A 16,628-nucleotide genomic window follows, 5' to 3' on the forward strand; every position below is an offset into this window, starting at 1 on the left:
TGTCCCTGTCGGCCGGGTCGCCGCCCGGCTTAGGCTCCGCCGCGAAGGAGGGGTCAATGGCCAAGGTGCGGGAGCCGGTCAGCCGGAGGCGGTCGGTGACCGACGTCGTCGTCGCGCTGGTCATCGGGGTCGCGGCGGTCTACGGGTCGGTCGTGGTGATGTGCCTGTTCACGCCGTACGCGGGGGTGCCCTACGGGCTGGTCACGGGCACGATCGGGTTGTTCTTCGTGCTCGGGCGGCTCGACGACGGGCGGTCGCTGCCGCTGATGCTCACCTGCGTCTTCGCGCTCGTCCTCTCGGTCAGCACCGCGTTCGTGAGCGCGACGCACCTGTACCTGTCGGCGGTGGGCACGCCCGTGAAGGCGACCCACGTCTACGAGTGGCGGGAGGTGCCGATCGCCGGACAGGAGCCGGTGCGGATACCCGAGATCCACACCGAGCTGGCGGACGGCACGGTCGTCGACGACGAGGACCTGTACGGGGTCTCCGACGGCGCCACCGTCACCGCGTACGCCGACCCGAACGGCTGGCTGACCCCGTCGACGCTCACCAGCAGGTCAGACCGGCAGGCCGCGACATGGACGCATGTCCTGTTCGTCCTGTACGGACTCACCGCCTTCTGGCTGGCCCGCCGCCGCGCCAGGCGGCCCGAGCCGGCTCAGATCGCCGAGACGTAGACCCAGGCGTTGTCCATGACGACGAACCTGCTGTTCTCGTCAAGGCTGTGCTCGCTCAACCTGCCGCCCTTGCCGCGTTCGGTGTAGTGCGCGCGGAAGCGGACGGTCCCCTCGGTGTCCAGCGCGCTGCCGCCCGATTTGCCGAGGATCTCCAGGCCCGTCCAGCGAGTCGCGGCGTCGATGCCGACGTCGCCGGGGCGGGTCGACGGGTGCCAGGTGCGGGCGAGGTAGGCGGCGTCGCCGACGGCGAAGGCGCTGTAGCGCGAGCGCATCAGCCGCTCGGCGGTCGGCGCTGTGGCGTCACCCCGGTGGTAGCGGCCGCAGCAGGCGTCGTAGTCGGCGTCGAGGCCGCACGGGCACCTCACGACGGCTCCTCGACCTTGTAGCCGGGGACCGACGGCCAGCGCACGGTCAGCACCACCGACTCCTCCTCGGCGATCCACGAGTGGTCGACGCCGTGGCCCCACACCACGTAGTCGCCCTGCTTCTCCAGCAGGACGCTGCGGCCCGGCACCTCGACGCGGAACCGTCCGGAGATGAGGACGAGCAGGGCGGTGCGGCGCTCGCCGCGCACCCACTCGGCGCGTTCGTCGCCGGGCGGGTGCACCCCCCACTTGATCTCCACGTCGGTGCTGTGCCGCGCGTCGCCGTCGGGCATGAAGTGGCCGAGCAGCCAGCCCCTCTCGGCGAGCGCGTCGACGTTGGCGTTGCCCACGTAGATGTCGTCGGCCATGTGCGTGTGTTCCCCCGGGTGGGTCGGTCGGATCAGTGGATCAGTGGATGAGTGCGTGGTTCTCGGCGTCGGTCCTGCGCAGCCGCTCGGCGATGGCGTTGGCGATCGACCAGCGCAGCGCGTCGGCGAGGCGCGGCGAGTCGCGTTCCAGCCTGGCCAGCGACTGGGTGGTGAGGACCTTGCAGGAGGTCGGGCCCTCGGCGACGATCCGGTGCGAGTGCCCGGCGTCGTCGATGAGCGCGAGGCGGCCGACGGCGGTGCCGGGCCCCATCGACGTCTCGCGCACCGCGCGGTCGCCGATGATCACCTGACGGGCCAGCCCGCCCGAAAGGATGAAGCACAGGGCCGCGACGTCCTGGACGAGCCGCTCCCCCGTCTCGTACTCGCGGGTCTCCAGGTAGGCGTCGAGCGCGGTCACCATGAACGGGTCGAGGCCGCGCAGCAGGTCCTGTTCGGCGATCGGCACCTCGGGACGCGCCGCGCCCGCCTCGGCCAGGAGGGCGTCCTCGCACAGTTCCATCGCCTCGTCGCGGGTCTCGGCGATGGTCGCCGACGGGACAGTGACGCGCTTCTCGGTGTCCACGATAACCGTGGTGATGCCGCGTTCCTTGAGCTTGGCCGCGAGCCCTTCCAGCAGGGTCACCGCGACGGGCGCGACCCGTCCCGCGCGCTTGAGGTCGAGCACCACCCAGCGGACGGACTCGGTGTCCTCGCTGATCGTCCGCACGACCGCCTCGGCCGAGCCGAAGGCCAGGTCGCCGCGCAGCACGTAGACGCGGATCGCGCCGCCGAGCCTGGCGAGCGCGGTGCGCTCGTCGTGGGCGCGCACCCGCGAGGAGTGCGCGGTGTCGCCGCGCAGGGTCCGGTGGAACACCGGGCCGGAACGCTCCGACGGGCGCATGAGGTGCAGGCCGAACCGCGACGACAGCTCCTCGCAGGCCGCGACGGCGCGCACGCTGTTGCCGCGCGCGTCGAGGCGGGGGCTGAACGCGCCGAGCCCGAGCTGTGACGGCAGCGCCGCGATGAGCCCGCCGGACACCCCGCTCTTGGCGGGCAGTCCCGCCCTGACCAGCCACTCGCCCGCGTAGTCGTAGGTGCCGCAGGTCGCCATGACGGTGAGCGCGTTGGCCGCGGCCTCGACCGACACGACTGTCTCGCCGGTGAGCGGGTTGACGCCGCCGCCCGCGAGCGTCGCGGTCATCACCGCGAGGTCGCGGGTGGTGACCAGCGCCGCGCACTGCTCGAAGTACAGCTCGAGGGCCTCCTCGACGGGGCAGGTGAGGACGCCCGCGCCGTGCATGAGGTAGGCGAGCGCGCGGTTGCGGTCGCCGGTGGCCGACTCGGAGGTGAGCACCTTGCGGTCGACCTCGAGCTCGCGTCCGGCGAAGGCGGAAAGGCCGGAAAGGATGCGTTCGCGGCGTTCTGCCTGGTCCGCTCCGCCGACGAGCGTGCTGGTGACGATGGCGCCGGAGTTGACCATCGGGTTGTAGGGGCGGCCGGAGACGGGCTCCAGGCGCACCGCGTTGAAGGCGTCGCCGGTGGGTTCGACGCCGACGCCCTTCAGGACGTCCTCGAGGCCGCGGTCCTGGAGCGCGAGCGCGTAGACGAACGGCTTGGACACTGACTGGATCGTGAACGGGACGTCGGTGTCGCCCGCCTCGTACAGGGTGCCGTCGAGGGTGGCGACGGCGAGGCCGAACCACTCGGGGTCGGCTTTGCCCAGTTCGGGGATGTAGGTGGCTACTTCTCCGTCACGCCGGTCGATGAGGCGGGCGTGCAGGTCGTCAAGGAGCTCCTTGATGGGGCTGACGAAGGGTGCGTTCACAACCGCAAGGGTAGCCGTGTGGATCAGGCGGTCAGATCGCCCCCGGGGCGGCTTCCCTGGCGACGGGCACCGCGAGCAGGGCGGCCTTGGCCATGGTGTGCAGCAGTTCCGCCATCGCCGCGCGGTCGAGGCCGCCCGCGCTGTGCGGGGTGGAGTTGATCAATCCGATCGTGGCGTGGACCGCGGCCCTGGTCTCGGCCTCTGGCCTCGGCATACGCGCGGCGACGACGCCCACCCACTCCTCGACGTACGCGCGCTGGATGCGGCGGATCTCACGGCGCGGGACCTCGGGCACGTGCGGCAGTTCGCGTTCGTGCACGGTGATCAGCGCGGGATGGTCGAGCGCGAAGGAGATCTGCCAGTCCAGCAGCGCGTCCAGCGGATCGGCCGAGGCGCTGACGCGTTCGACGCCGCCCCGGTGCAGCCGGGTGCTGATGTCCAGCAGGATCTCCGCGAGCAGCGCCTCCTTGCCCTTGAAGTGCCGGTACAGGGCGGGGCCGGTGAGCCCGACGGCCGCGCCGAGTTCGGAGATCGACACCCCGTGGTAGCCGCGCCTGGCGAACAGATCAGTCGCCGCCGCCAAGATCTGGGCGCGCCGTTCGCGGGTACCGATGTCCATGTACGGAGTCTAGACGAGCCTGTTAGCTCTCGCTAACATCGCGCTTGTTAGCGTTCATTAACAGCGTTCTTCGGCGACCGCCGGAAAAGCGCGGGCAGTGCCCCGCGTGGAACCCTTGGAGGACAGCGTTGGGCGTGCTGCCGGGCCGCGTCGACCTCACCGACGACCAGCGCGACCGGAACGCGGCGGCCAACCGCGCGCTGGCCGCCGAACTGCGCGAACAGCTGGCCAGGGCCGCGCTCGGCGGCCCTGAGCGCTCGCGCGCCAGGCACGTCGCGCGCGGCAAGCTGCTGCCGCGAGACCGGGTGGACCGGCTGCTCGACCCCGGGTCGCCGTTCCTCGAACTCGCGCCGCTCGCCGCGCACGGCCTGTACGGCGGCGACGCGCCCGGCGCGGGAATGATCGCGGGAATCGGCAGGGTGGCGGGGCGCGAGTGCGTCGTCATCGCCAACGACGCCACGGTCAAGGGCGGCACGTATTTCCCGATGACCGTGAAAAAACATCTGCGCGCGCAGGAAGTCGCGCTGCACAACCGGCTCCCTTCGATCGCGCTCGTGGACTCCGGCGGCGCGTTCCTGCCGATGCAGGACGAGGTATTTCCCGACCGCGAGCACTTCGGGCGGATCTTCTACAACCAGGCGAACCTGTCCAAGCTCGGCGTCGCGCAGATCTCGGCGGTCATGGGGTCGTGCACGGCCGGGGGCGCGTATGTGCCCGCGATGAGCGATGAGACGGTCATCGTCCGGGAGCAGGGCACGATCTTCCTCGGCGGCCCTCCCCTGGTGAAGGCCGCGACGGGCGAGGTCGTCACGGCCGAGGAGCTGGGCGGCGGCGACCTGCACGCGCGGGTCTCCGGCGTCACCGACCACCTCGCCGACGACGACGAGGACGCACTCAGGATCGTCCGCGAGATCGTCGCGACGCTCGGGCCGCGCCAGCCCGTCCCGTGGGAGACCGCCAAGGCCGCCGAGCCGCTGTACGACCCGTCCGAGCTGTACGGGATCGTCCCGCCCGACCCGCGCACGCCCTACGACGTCCGCTCGGTGATCGCGCGGATCGTCGACGGGAGCGAGTTCACCGAGTTCAAGAAGGAGTACGGCACCACGCTGGTGACCGGCTTCGCCCACCTTCATGGGCATCCGGTCGGGATCGTCGCCAACAACGGCATCCTGTTCGCCGAGTCGGCGATGAAGGGCGCGCACTTCATCGAGCTGTGCGACCGCCGCTCGATCCCGCTGGTGTTCCTGCAGAACATCTCGGGGTTCATGGTCGGCCACGACTACGAGGCGGGCGGGATCGCCAAGCACGGCGCGAAGATGGTCACCGCGGTCTCGTGCGCGCGGGTGCCGAAGTTCACCGTGGTCATCGGCGGCTCGTACGGCGCGGGCAACTACGCGATGTGCGGGCGTGCCTATTCGCCGAGGTTCCTGTGGATGTGGCCGAACGCGCGGATCTCCGTCATGGGCGGGGAGCAGGCGGCGGCCGTCCTCACGACCGTCGGCGACACCGACGCCGCCGCCGTGCGCGCGCAGTATGAGACGCAGGGCAGCCCGTACTACTCGACAGCCCGGCTGTGGGACGACGGCGTCATCGACCCCGCCGACACCCGGCGCGTCCTCGGCCTCGCCCTCGCGGCCGCCGCGAACGCCCCCCTAGACGACGTCGGCTACGGCGTCTTCCGGATGTGAGGCCCATGTTCAGCACAGTCCTGATCGCCAACCGCGGCGAGATCGCCGTCCGGATCCTGCGGACGCTGCGCGGGCTCGGCGTGCGCGGCGTCGCGGTGCACGCGCCCGACGACGCCGCGGCCCCGCACGTCAGGCTCGCCGACGCCGCCGTGGAGATCCCGTCCTACCTCGACGGCAGGGCCGTCATCGCCGCCGCGCTGGCGACCGGGGCCGAGGCCGTTCATCCCGGTTACGGGTTCCTTTCGGAGAACGCCGCGTTCGCCCGGGAGTGCGCGGCCGCCGGGCTTGTGTTCGTCGGGCCGCCGCCCGAGGCGATCGACGCGATGGGCGACAAGATCTCCGCCAAGGAGACCGTCGCCGCCGCGGGGGTGCCGGTGGTGCCTGGCCGCAGCGGACGCGGCATGAGCGACGCCGAGGTCGAGGCGGCCGCCCTTGAGGTTGGCCTTCCCGTGCTGCTGAAGCCGTCGGCGGGCGGCGGCGGCAAGGGCATGCGGCTGGTCACCGACAAGGGCGAGCTCGCCGAGGCGATCGCGTCGGCGCGCCGTGAGGCCGGCGGCGCGTTCGGGGACGACACGCTGCTCGTCGAGCGGTTCGTGGCCGCGCCCCGGCACATCGAGGTCCAGGTCTTCGCCGACGCGCACGGGAACGTCGTGCATCTCGGCGAGCGCGAGTGCAGTCTCCAGCGCCGCCACCAGAAGATCATCGAGGAGGCCCCGTCGCCGTTCCTCACCCCGGAAGGGCGCGCCTTCCTCGGGAACGCCGCCGTCGAGGCGGCCCGCGCGATCGGCTATGTCGGCGCGGGCACCGTCGAGTTCATCATGCCGGGCGGCGCGGCGGGCGAGGGCGGCTACTTCATGGAGATGAACACACGCCTCCAGGTCGAGCACCCGGTGACCGAGCTGGTGACCGGGCTCGACCTCGTGGAACTCCAGCTGCGGGTCGCGGCGGGCGAGCCGCTGCCGTTCGGGCAGGACGCCGTCGCGCTCGACGGCCACGCGTTCGAGGCGCGCGTCTACGCCGAGGACCCCGCGCGCGGGTTCCTCCCGACGGGCGGCAAGGTGCTGTTCCTTGCGGAGCCGTCCAGCGCGCGGGTGGACTCCGGGATCGTCGCGGGCGGTGAGGTCGGCAGCAGATACGACCCGATGCTCGCCAAGGTGATCGTGCACGGGAAGGACAGGGCCGAGGCCCTGCGCGCGCTGGACTCCGCGCTCGCCTCCTACACGCTGCTCGGGGTGCCGACGAACGTCGGGTTCCTGCGCGATCTGCTCGCCAGACCCGAGGTGCGGACCGGCGAGCTGGACACCGGCCTTGTCGAGCGCGTCCTTCCTGAGCTGACCGCGCGCGAGACGCCCGCGTGGGTCCCGGCCGCCGCCGCGCTGGCAAGGATGCGCGCGGTCGCGCCCCCGGGCGACGGGCCGTGGGACGCGATGGACGGCTGGCGGATCGGCGCGCCCGCGTGGAGCCCGCACGCCCTCGTGGTCGACGGGTCCGAGCACGTCGAGGTGCGGACGCGCGCCGCCGAGGTCGCGGTCGGCGCGGGCGACGCCTGGCCCGCCGTGCTCGAGGACGACGCGCTCGTCCTGGCCGGCCGCCGCATCCCGCACCGCCGCGTCACCGGCCCCGACGGCACAGTCTGGATCGGCGCGGAGGGCCGCGCGTGGGCCGTGCGGGAGCGGGAGCGCACCCTTCGGGCGGGGGCGGCCGCCGCGGCGGGCGGCGTGCTGCGCAGCCCGATGCCGGGGACGGTCCTGGCCGTGAAGGTCGCCGAGGGCGACGCGGTGGCCGAGGGCCAGCCCGTCGTCGTGGTCGAGGCGATGAAGATGGAGCACACGGTGACCGCCGCCGTCGCCGGGACCGTCACCTCGGTGCCGGTGCGCGCGGGCGTCCAGGTGGCGCTTGACGAGGTGCTCGCCGAGATCACCCCCGGGGAGGCGGGATGAGGCTGCCCGAGCGCGTCACCATCTACGAGGTCGGCCCGCGCGACGGCCTCCAGAACGAGAAGGCGGTCGTCCCCGTCGAGGTCAAGGCCGAGTTCCTTACGCGGCTCGCAGGCACCGGCCTGAAGGTGATCGAGGCGACGAGCTTCGTACACCCGAAGTGGGTGCCGCAGCTCGCCGACGCCGCCGACCTGCTCGCCGCGCTCGACCGCGCGCCGGGCGTCAGGTACCCGGTGCTCGTGCCGAACGAACGCGGCCTAGACCGCGCGCTTGAGTCCGGCGTCAGCGACGTGGCGGTCTTCGCCAGCGCCACCGAGTCGTTCGCCCGACGGAACCTGAACCGCTCGATGGACGAGCAGTTCGCGATGTTCGAGCCGGTCGTCTCCCGGGCCCGTGAGGCGGGCCTGTGGGTGCGGGCGTATCTGTCGATGGCCTTCGGCGACCCGTGGGAGGGCGACGTACCCGTCGCGCAGGTCGCCTCAGCCGGGCGACGGCTCCTTGACATGGGCGTACACGAGCTCAGCCTCGGCGACACCATCGGCGTCGGTACGGCGGGCCGGGTACAGGAGCTGATCGGGGCGTTCGACTCGCCGGAGCCCTTGGCCGTGCACTTCCACGACACCTACGGCCAGGCCCTGGCCAACACCCTCGCGGCGCTCCAGGCGGGCGTCACCACGGTGGACTCCTCGGCGGGCGGCCTCGGCGGCTGCCCTTACGCGGAGTCCGCGACCGGCAACCTCGCCACCGAGGACCTGGTCTGGATGCTGAACGGGCTCGGCGTCGCGCACGGCGTCGACCTCGACGCGCTCGTGCTGACCAGCGTCTGGATGGCCGAACGGCTCGGCCGTCCCTCCCCCTCCCGCGTCGTCACCGCAAGGAGCAGTTCATGATCGACTTCAGTCTCACCGAGGAGCAGACGGCGCTGCGCGACACGGTCACCGCGTTCGCGCGCGAGGCCGTCGCGCCGGTCATCGGCGACCACTACGAGAAGGGCGAGTTCCCGTACGAGCTCGTCGCGGGGATGGGCAAGATGGGCCTGTTCGGGCTGCCGTTCCCCGAGGAGTACGGCGGCATGGGCGGCGACTACTTCACGTTCTGCCTGGCGCTCGAGGAGCTGGCGCGGGTCGACTCGTCGGTGGCGATCACGCTCGAGGCGGGGGTCGGGCTCGGCGCGATGCCCGTCTACCGGTTCGGGACCGAGGAGCAGAAGCGGCGGTATCTGCCGTCGCTGCTCGCCGGTGCGCGTCTTGCGGGGTTCGGGCTGACCGAGCCGGGCGGCGGCTCCGACGTCCCGGGCGGCATGCGCACGACAGCCGTCCTCGACGGCGACACCTGGGTGATCAACGGGTCGAAGTGCTTCATCACCAACTCAGGCACCGACATCACCGAGTTCGTCACGGTCACCGCGCTCACCGGCGAGCGGGAGATCTCCACGATCATCGTTCCCAACGGGACGCCGGGCTTCAAGGTGGGCCCGGAGTACTCCAAGGTCGGCTGGCGCGCCTCCGACACCCGTGAGCTGTGGTTCGACGACGTGCGGGTGCCCGCGACGAACCTGCTGGGCGAGCGCGGCAGGGGGTACGCCCAGTTCCTGCGCATCCTTGACGAGGGCAGGATCGCCATCGCGGCCCTGTCCGTCGGGCTCGCGCAGGGGTGCGTGGACGAGTGCCTGCGGTATGTGAAGGAGCGCGCCGCGTTCGGTCGGCCGATCGGCGAGTACCAGGCCATCCAGTTCAAGATCGCCGACATGGAGCTGCGCGCCTGGACCGCGCGCGCCGCCTACTACGCGGCCGCCGCCAGGCTGCTGGCCGGGCAGCCGTTCAAGAAGGAGGCGGCGATCGCCAAGCTCGTCTCGTCCAACGCCGCGATGGACAACGCGCGCGACGCCACCCAGGTCTTCGGTGGCTACGGCTTCATGAACGAGTTCGCCGTCGGCCGCTTCTACCGGGACGCCAAGATCCTTGAGATCGGCGAGGGCACCTCCGAGGTGCAGCGGATGATCATCGCGCGGGAGCTGGGGGTGGGCGCGTGATCGCCCTCACCTGGCACGGCGGCACCGTCGCGGAGATCACGCTGGACCGGCCGGAGGCGCTCAACGCCCTGTCGACCGCGATGGCCGAGGAACTCGCGCGGGTCTGCGCGGAGGTCGCCGCCTCGCGCGCGCACGCGGTCGTCCTTTCGGCGAGCGGCGAGAAGGCGTTCTGCGTCGGCGCGGACCTCAAGGAGCGCAACGGCATGAGCGACGCCGACATCCTGCGCCAGCGGCCCGTCTTCCGGGCCGCGTTCGGCGCGGTGCTCGGCCTTCCGCAGCCCGTCGTGGCGGCCGTGCACGGCTACGCGCTCGGCGGCGGCACCGAACTGGCCCTGTCCTGCGACCTCATCGCCGCCCAGCCGGGCGCGGTCTTCGGCCTGCCCGAGGTGTCGATCGGGCTCGTGCCGGGCGGCGGCGGCACCCAGCTCATGGCCCGTCGCGTCGGGCCCGCCAAGGCCGCCGACCTCGTCCTCACCGGCCGCAAGGTCGGCTTCGCCGAGGCCGTCACGCTGGGCCTCGTCGACCGGCCCGCGCCCGAGGGCGGCGCGCGCGAGACGGCGCTGGAGACCGCGCGGGCGATCGCCGCGAACTCGCCGGTCGCGACCCGGGCCGCCAAGCGCGCGCTGCGCACCGGCGCACCGCTCGACCTCGCGGCGGCGATGGACATCGAGGACAACGCGTGGCGTACCGCCGCGGTGTCGGCCGACCGCCGCGAGGGCATCGCGGCCTTCAACGACAAGCGCACGCCGGACTGGCCCGGCGTCTGACAGACGAGGAGGAACCGCCGTGCACGAGGGCGCCGCCCTGTGGGAGCCGTCCGCGCAGACCGTCGAGCGGGCGCGGATCACCGCGTTCATGCGGGCGCTCGACCCCGTGCCCGCCGACTACGCGGAGCTCTGGGCGTGGTCGGTCGACGACGTCGACGGGTTCTGGGACACGGTGTGGCGCTGGTTCGCCGTGGTCGGCGAACGCGGCGACGGGCCGGTCCGTGAGGGCGGGCCGATGCCCGTCGACGGGTTGCGCTGGTTCCCCACGGCCCGGCTGAACTATGCGGAGAACATGCTCAGGCACGCGGCCGAGCGGCCGGACGAGCCGGCCGTCGTGTACCGCACGGACGGCGGGTCCGGCGCCACGCTGACCTGGGCGGAGCTTGCCGAAGCCGTCGCGGGGGCGCGGGCCGGGCTCGCGGCGCTGGGCGTCGGGCGCGGCGACAGGGTCGTCGGGTATCTGCCGAACCGGCCCGAGGCACTGGTGGTGATGCTCGCGGCGGCGTCGCTGGGCGCGGCGTGGTCGTCGTGCTCGCCGGACTTCGGCGCGGCGAGCGTGGTCGACAGGTTCCGGCAGATCGAGCCGAAGGTGCTGCTCGCGATCGACGGCTACCGCTACGGGGCCAAGGAGTTCGACCGGCGTGATGTCGTCGCGCGGATCCGGGCTGAGCTGCCGACGCTCGCGGCGACGATCGTCATCCCCGTCCTCGGCGACTCCGTGCCCGAAGGCACGATCGCGTACGGGGAGCTGGCTCGGCCGGGAGCCCTGGAGTTCGACCGTGTGCCGTTCGACCAGCCGCTGTGGATTTTGTACTCCTCGGGCACGACCGGACTGCCGAAGCCCATCGTGCACGGGCACGGCGGCATGGTCCTCGAGCACACCAAGTCGCTCGCGCTGCACCAGGACCTCGGCCCCGGCGACGTGTTCTTCTGGTTCACCACCACCGGGTGGATGATGTGGAACTACCTGGTCAGCGGGCTGATGGTCGGCGCGACGATCGTGGTGTTCGACGGCGCTCCGGCCGGTGACGCGCTGTGGCGCATCGCCGCCGAGACCGGCGCGACCCACCTCGGGCTCGGCGCGCCCTACATCACCGCGTCGCGCAAGGCGGGACTGCTGCCGGGCAGCGAGCTCGACCTGTCTGCGCTGCGGCTCATCGGCTCCACCGGCTCGCCGCTGCCCCCCGAGGGCTTCTCGTGGGTGTACGAGGAGGTCAAAGCCGACGTGCTGCTCGGCTCGCTGTCGGGCGGCACCGACGTGTGCACCGGCTTCGTCGGCCCCGTGCCGCTGCTCCCGGTACGGGCGGGGGTCATCCAGTGCCGCGCGCTGGGCGCGGCGGTCGAGGCGTTCGACGAGGCGGGCCGCCCCCTGCGCGACGAGGTCGGCGAGCTCGTCCTGACCGAGCCGATGCCGTGCATGCCCGTCGGGTTCTGGAACGACCCGGACAGGGAGCGTTACCGGGCCGCGTACTTCGCGGACTACCCGGGCGTGTGGCGGCACGGCGACTGGCTGAAGATCCTGCCCGACGGCGGCTGCGTGATCTACGGACGGTCGGACTCGACCCTGAACCGGGGCGGCGTCCGGATGGGGACGAGCGACTTCTACCGGGTGGTCGAGGCGTTCGAGGAGATCGCCGACAGCCTCGTCGTGGACACCGGAAGGCTGGGCGCGGAAGGCAGGCTGCTGCTTTACGTCCACCTTGCCGAGGGCGCTTCGCTGGACGACGACCTCCTCGGCAGGCTCAGGAGCGCGCTGCGGGCCGACCTGTCGCCGAGGCATGTGCCCGACGCCGTCATCGAGGTGCCGGGGATTCCGCGCACGCTCTCCGGCAAGAAGCTCGAAGTGCCCGTACGGAAGATCCTGCAAGGGGCCGACCCGGCGACGGCGGCGAACCGCGACTCGCTCGCCGACCCCGCGCTGCTGGACCATTTCGTCCCGGATGGGCCAGACTCCCTGGCATGAGTCTAGAATTGGATTCGGCTCTCCTTGAGCTGCGTCTCGCGGTGCGCGCCTTCACCGAGGCCGCGCTGGAGTCCGGCGCGTTCGAGCCGCACTGCGACTCCTGGATGCGCGGCCACGACCCCGCCTTCAGCAGATCGCTCGCGCGGCGCGGATGGATCGGGCTCACCTGGCCCGCCGAGGTCGGCGGCGCTGCCCGCTCCAACCTCGCGCGCCTCGCCGTCACCGAGGAGCTGTTGCGGTACGGCGCGCCGGTCGCCGCGCACTGGATGGCCGACCGGCAGATCGGCCCGGCCATCGTGCGCTACGGCACGCCCGAGCTGAAGGCGCGGTTCCTGCCGGGGATCATCGCGGGCGACATCACCTTCTGTGTGGCGATGAGCGAGACCGAGGCGGGCAGCGACCTCGCGGCGGTCCGCACCCGCGCCGAGGCCGTCGAGGGCGGCTGGCGCGTCAACGGCGCGAAGGTCTGGACGAGCCACGCGCACCGCTCCACCCACGCCTACCTCCTCGCCCGCACCGACTCCTCGGGCCGCAAGCACGAGGGGCTGACGGAGTTCCTGCTCGACCTGGCCTCCCCCGGAATCACGATCCGGCCGATCTACGACCTGGGCGGCGAGCACCACTTCAACGAGGTCGTCTTCGACGACGTGTTCATCCCCGCCGACCAGGTGCTCGGGACCGTCGGGGAGGGCTGGACCCAGGTCACCGAGCAGCTGTCGTTCGAGCGCGGCGGCGTCGAACGCGTCCTCAGCACCTATCCGTTGCTCGCGCACATGAGCGCGCACGACGCGGCGTCGAGGCGGGCCAAGGGGCAGCTCGCGGGCCGGCTCAAGGCGCTGCGCGGCCTGGCCAGGGACGTCGCCGCCGAGATGGACGCGGGCCGCGCCCCGGTCCGCGAGGCCGCCGTGCTCAAACTGCTCGGCACCCGGTTCGAGAAGGACGTCGTGACCGTCGCGCGCGCCGCGACGGGCCTGCGGCCCGACCTGGGCGGCGACACGCGGTCCCGGCTGCTCGCCGAAGGCATCCTCGCCGCTCCCGGCTTCACCCTGCGCGGCGGCACCACGGAAGTGCTCGGCACGATCATCGCGCGCGGCCTGACCACCGCGCGGCCGCGCTCGCTCATCCGCGACGTCGCCCGCGACGTCCTGCGCGACGAGGAGCCCCGCGTCGACTCCGAGCTGTGGGTGCGGCGGCTCGCCGACCTCGGCTGGCACAGCGCCGAGGACGCCGACCTCCTCGCCCTGCTCGAGACGCTCGGCGAGCTCGCGATCTCCGTCCCGCTCGCCGAGACCGCCCTCGCGTGGGCGCTCGTGCCGCCGAACCGGCGCATGGACATGGCCGCCGTCGTGCCGGAACCCGGCGCGGGGCTCAAGGTGACGCGCGAAGGCGAGTACCTCATCCTCGACGGCTTCATCACCGGCGTCCCCTGGGCCGCCTACTGTCCGCTGGTCGTGCTCGTCCTCGGCGACGAACTCGTGCTCCTGGACGGCCACGTCATGGGGTGGAAGGTCGAGCCGGGCCACGACCTCGCGGGCGAGCCCTACGACACCATCCGGTTCACCGAGAGCCTGATCGAGCCGCACGAGCGCGTCCCGAACCCGTGGCCTTCGGGGGCGGTGCTCGAGCGGCTGGCGCTGCTGCGGTCGGCGCGGACCGTCGGGGCGATGCGCGCGGCGCTGCGCCTGTCCGTCGCGCACGCGGGCGACCGGACCCAGTTCGGCAGGCCGCTGCGCGATTTCCAGGCCGTCTCGCAGACGCTCGCGCGCGCCGCCGCCCAGCTCGCGCTCGCCGAGAGCGCCCTGGCCCGCGCCGCCGACGGGTACGGGATCGCCGCGCTGCGCGTCGTGCTCGCCGACGCCGCCGACGAGGTCGCCGCCGCGTGCCACCAGGTGCACGGCGCGATCGGCGTCACCCGCGAGCATCCGCTGCACCGCTTCACCCGGCTGCTGTGGGCGGCGCGCGACGACGGCGCGCCCGCGCACCACTGGGCCGACCTGCTCGGCGACGCCTCGGCCGACGCCGACCTGCTGTGGGACCTGACCGGCGACTGACCCGACTGGAGGAATTGTGGAAGGCAAGACGCTGCGGCTCGAGCGGCATGATGACGGCGTCCGGGTGCTCACCCTTGACGATCCGGAGCGGCACAACGCGCTCAGCTTCGCGATGCGCGATGAACTGCTTGAGGCCGCCGCCCTGCTGAAGGCCGACCGTGACGCGCGCGTCCTCGTCGTCACGGGTGCGGGGTCGTCGTTCTGTTCGGGGGCCGACCTTGGCGAGCTGTTCGGCGGCGACCTCCCCGTCGGCGACCTACGGGAACGTCTGAAGGGCGTGTACGCGGGCTTCCTCGCGCTGCGCGACCTTGACTTCCCCACGATCGCGGCGGTGCGCGGGCACGCGATCGGCGCGGGGCTCAATCTCGCGATGTGCTGCGACATCCGCCTCGCCTCCCCCACCGCGAAGTTCAGCGCGACGTTCGCGCGGATCGGCCTGCACCCGGGAGGCGGCGCGACGTACTTCCTCGTCCAAGCGCTCGGCAAGCAGCGCGCATTGGCGATGCTGCTGGAAGGCGGCACCTACGCGGGTGAAGAAGCCGTCCGTCACGGGCTCGCGCTTTCGTTGCACGACGACCCGCTGAGCGAAGCGCTCGCCCTCGCCGGGCGCGTCGCCGCGCTGCCTCCCGAGCTGGCCCGCGATATCAAGACCGCGGTCGGCCTCACCGACGAGGGGCTCGCCGCGACCGTCGGGTTCGAGGCGTGGGCGCAGGCGTCGTCGGGCACGCGTCCGGCCGCCAAGGCGGTGCTCGCGGCGCGCGCGGCCAAGCGCTGACGTTCGTTCGCCGAGGGGCCGGGGCCGGCCCCTCGGCGTGGAGGGGTTCCGGAAACGCGGCCGCCACAGCGCACCGCGCGCGGGCCGTTCGGGAAACACAGAGTTCACCGCCTGCGTAGTGTGGCGCAACACACCCGCCGTTCACTGTCATGCAACTCAGCACACTTACAGGAGACGGTGTGGACACTGGCAGTACAGCGTGGATCCTGACGAGCGCCGCAGCGGTGCTCCTCATGGTGCCCGGTCTCGCGCTCTTCTACGGCGGCATGACGGGCACCCGCAGCATTCTCAACATGATCATGATGACGTTCGGCGCGGTCGCGATCGTCGGCGTCCTGTGGACGGTCGTGGGCTACTCCGCGGCCTTCGGTGACTCCTACGGCGGCATCGGCCTGCTGGGGAACCTCACCGAGCACACCGGGCTCAGCAGCCTCATCGCCGAAGATCCCGACGCGGCGATCCCGCCGACGCTCTTCGCCGTCTTCCAGGCGCTCTTCGCCTGCATCACCGTCGCCCTGATCTCCGGCGCGCTCGCCGACCGGATCAAGTTCGGCGCGTGGCTCGTCTTCGCCGCCGCGTGGGCGCTGCTCGTCTACTTCCCCGTCGCGCACTGGGTCTTCGCGTTCGACTCCGACACCGCGGTCGGCGGCTGGATCGCCAACGACCTCGGCGCGATCGACTTCGCGGGCGGGACCGCGGTGCACATCAACGCGGGCGTCGCCGCCCTCGCCGTCGTCCTCGTGCTCGGCAGGCGGTCGAACTTCCCCAACACCCACAAGCCGGGCAACCTGCCGCTGATGATGCTCGGCGCGGGCATCCTGTGGTTCGGCTGGTTCGGGTTCAACGGCGGCTCGGCCCTGGCGGCCGGCAACGCCGCGAGCGTCGTCCTGCTCAACACGTTCAACGCCACGTGCGCGGCGATGCTCGCGTGGATGCTCGTGGAGAAGCTCCGCGACGGCCACGCCACGACCCTCGGCGCGGCGTCGGGCGCGATCACCGGCCTCGTCGCGATCACCCCGTCCTGCGGCGCGGTGACGCCCGTCGGCGCGCTCGTCCTCGGCGCGGTCGCCGGGCTCATCTGCCCGCTCGCCGTCAGCCTCAAGTACAAGCTCGGCTACGACGACGCGCTCGACGTGGTCGGCGTGCACATGGTCGGCGGGCTCGTCGGCACGATCCTGATCGGCCTGCTCGCCAGCTCCGACGCCCCCAACGGCCAGGACGGCCTGTTCTACGGCGGCGGCATCGGCCTGCTCGGCACCCAGGCGCTCGCGGCGGTCGCCGTCCTCGCCTACTCTTTCGTGGTCACCCTCGCCATCGCGTTCGTCCTGAAGAAGACGATCGGCCTGCGCGTCGAGGGCCATGTGGAGGCGTCGGGCATCGACTTCGCCGTCCACAAGGAGCTCGCCTACGACCACCTCGACCACCCGGTGATCCTCGAGGTCGAGGAGCCCGTCACGGACTCCGGCGAGGCGGGCGGGCCCGCCAAGGAGACCGTGGACGCCTGACCCCTCCCCTCATCCCCGCAAGACCCCGAACCCCCTCCCGGAGCGCCCCGGGCGGG

14 protein-coding genes are annotated in these 16,628 nt (G+C 72.4%); 10 read left to right on the forward strand and 4 right to left on the reverse strand.

The genetic code is table 11. The features are described 5' to 3' along the window. Positions 1–56 precede the first annotated feature (56 nt). The gene (locus tag R9X44_RS09580) at positions 57–677 is read left to right on the forward strand and encodes a hypothetical protein (RefSeq protein ID WP_319813674.1); all 621 of its coding nucleotides are present in this window, start codon (positions 57–59) and stop codon (positions 675–677) included. Here R9X44_RS09580 and R9X44_RS09585 read toward each other — a convergent pair. From R9X44_RS09585 to R9X44_RS09600, 4 genes are read right to left on the reverse strand one after another with little or no spacing between them, the layout of a single operon-like run. After that, positions 659–1,042, reverse strand: a complete 384-nt coding sequence (locus R9X44_RS09585) for a YchJ family protein (RefSeq protein WP_319813675.1) — start codon at positions 1,040–1,042, stop codon at positions 659–661. The genes R9X44_RS09580 and R9X44_RS09585 overlap by 19 nt on opposite strands. Then, positions 1,039–1,410, reverse strand: coding sequence for a signal peptidase I (locus R9X44_RS09590; protein ID WP_319813676.1), 372 nt, complete (start codon positions 1,408–1,410; stop codon positions 1,039–1,041). Before R9X44_RS09590 ends, R9X44_RS09585 begins: the two co-directional genes overlap by 4 nt. Before the next feature lie 40 nt (positions 1,411–1,450). Beyond that, a complete protein-coding gene (gene glsA / locus R9X44_RS09595) occupies positions 1,451–3,235 on the reverse strand; it encodes a glutaminase A (RefSeq protein WP_319813677.1) in 1,785 nt (594 codons plus the stop codon). 31 nt (positions 3,236–3,266) lie between these two features. Then, entirely contained in the window at positions 3,267–3,854 is a 588-nt protein-coding gene (locus R9X44_RS09600) for a TetR/AcrR family transcriptional regulator (RefSeq protein ID WP_319813678.1), read from the reverse strand. A gap of 134 nt (positions 3,855–3,988) precedes the next feature. On the opposite strand from R9X44_RS09600, the gene R9X44_RS09605 reads away from it, so the two are divergent. From R9X44_RS09605 to R9X44_RS09645, 9 genes are all read left to right on the forward strand, one after another. Then, complete coding sequence (locus R9X44_RS09605; protein ID WP_319814220.1) at positions 3,989–5,542, forward strand: carboxyl transferase domain-containing protein; 1,554 nt, start codon at positions 3,989–3,991, stop codon at positions 5,540–5,542. 5 nt (positions 5,543–5,547) lie between these two features. Then, positions 5,548–7,482, forward strand: coding sequence for an acetyl/propionyl/methylcrotonyl-CoA carboxylase subunit alpha (locus R9X44_RS09610; RefSeq protein ID WP_319813679.1), 1,935 nt, complete (start codon positions 5,548–5,550; stop codon positions 7,480–7,482). Continuing rightward, the gene (locus tag R9X44_RS09615; protein ID WP_319813680.1) at positions 7,479–8,369 is read left to right on the forward strand and encodes a hydroxymethylglutaryl-CoA lyase; all 891 of its coding nucleotides are present in this window, start codon (positions 7,479–7,481) and stop codon (positions 8,367–8,369) included. The genes R9X44_RS09610 and R9X44_RS09615 overlap by 4 nt, the downstream gene beginning before the upstream one ends. Next, positions 8,366–9,511, forward strand: a complete 1,146-nt coding sequence (locus R9X44_RS09620; RefSeq protein ID WP_319813681.1) for an acyl-CoA dehydrogenase family protein — start codon at positions 8,366–8,368, stop codon at positions 9,509–9,511. Before R9X44_RS09615 ends, R9X44_RS09620 begins: the two co-directional genes overlap by 4 nt. Continuing rightward, entirely contained in the window at positions 9,508–10,278 is a 771-nt protein-coding gene (locus R9X44_RS09625) for an enoyl-CoA hydratase/isomerase family protein (protein WP_319813682.1), read from the forward strand. Before R9X44_RS09620 ends, R9X44_RS09625 begins: the two co-directional genes overlap by 4 nt. A 19-nt stretch (positions 10,279–10,297) precedes the next feature. Continuing rightward, on the forward strand, positions 10,298–12,241 hold the full coding sequence (locus R9X44_RS09630) for an acetoacetate--CoA ligase (RefSeq protein ID WP_319813683.1): 1,944 nt from the start codon (positions 10,298–10,300) through the stop codon (positions 12,239–12,241). Next, on the forward strand, positions 12,238–14,292 hold the full coding sequence (locus R9X44_RS09635) for an acyl-CoA dehydrogenase family protein (RefSeq protein ID WP_319813684.1): 2,055 nt from the start codon (positions 12,238–12,240) through the stop codon (positions 14,290–14,292). Before R9X44_RS09630 ends, R9X44_RS09635 begins: the two co-directional genes overlap by 4 nt. 16 nt (positions 14,293–14,308) lie before the next feature. After that, entirely contained in the window at positions 14,309–15,067 is a 759-nt protein-coding gene (locus R9X44_RS09640) for an enoyl-CoA hydratase-related protein (protein WP_319813685.1), read from the forward strand. 149 nt (positions 15,068–15,216) lie between these two features. Beyond that, on the forward strand, positions 15,217–16,572 hold the full coding sequence (locus tag R9X44_RS09645; protein WP_413774928.1) for an ammonium transporter: 1,356 nt from the start codon (positions 15,217–15,219) through the stop codon (positions 16,570–16,572). The last annotated feature ends 56 nt before the right edge of the window (positions 16,573–16,628 follow it).

This window comes from Actinocorallia sp. A-T 12471 (genome assembly GCF_033875155.1).
Lineage (GTDB): Bacteria > Actinomycetota > Actinomycetes > Streptosporangiales > Streptosporangiaceae > Actinocorallia.

Coding starts and splice junctions, on each gene's coding strand:
- R9X44_RS09580 (WP_319813674.1), top strand. CDS start 57: ATGGCCAAGGTGCGGGAGCCGGTCAGCCGGAGGCGGTCGGTGACCGAC.
- R9X44_RS09590 (WP_319813676.1), bottom strand. CDS start 1,410: ATGGCCGACGACATCTACGTGGGCAACGCCAACGTCGACGCGCTCGCC.
- R9X44_RS09600 (WP_319813678.1), bottom strand. CDS start 3,854: ATGGACATCGGTACCCGCGAACGGCGCGCCCAGATCTTGGCGGCGGCG.
- R9X44_RS09610 (WP_319813679.1), top strand. CDS start 5,548: ATGTTCAGCACAGTCCTGATCGCCAACCGCGGCGAGATCGCCGTCCGG.
- R9X44_RS09615 (WP_319813680.1), top strand. CDS start 7,479: ATGAGGCTGCCCGAGCGCGTCACCATCTACGAGGTCGGCCCGCGCGAC.
- R9X44_RS09620 (WP_319813681.1), top strand. CDS start 8,366: ATGATCGACTTCAGTCTCACCGAGGAGCAGACGGCGCTGCGCGACACG.
- R9X44_RS09635 (WP_319813684.1), top strand. CDS start 12,238: ATGAGTCTAGAATTGGATTCGGCTCTCCTTGAGCTGCGTCTCGCGGTG.
- R9X44_RS09645 (WP_413774928.1), top strand. CDS start 15,217: ATGCAACTCAGCACACTTACAGGAGACGGTGTGGACACTGGCAGTACA.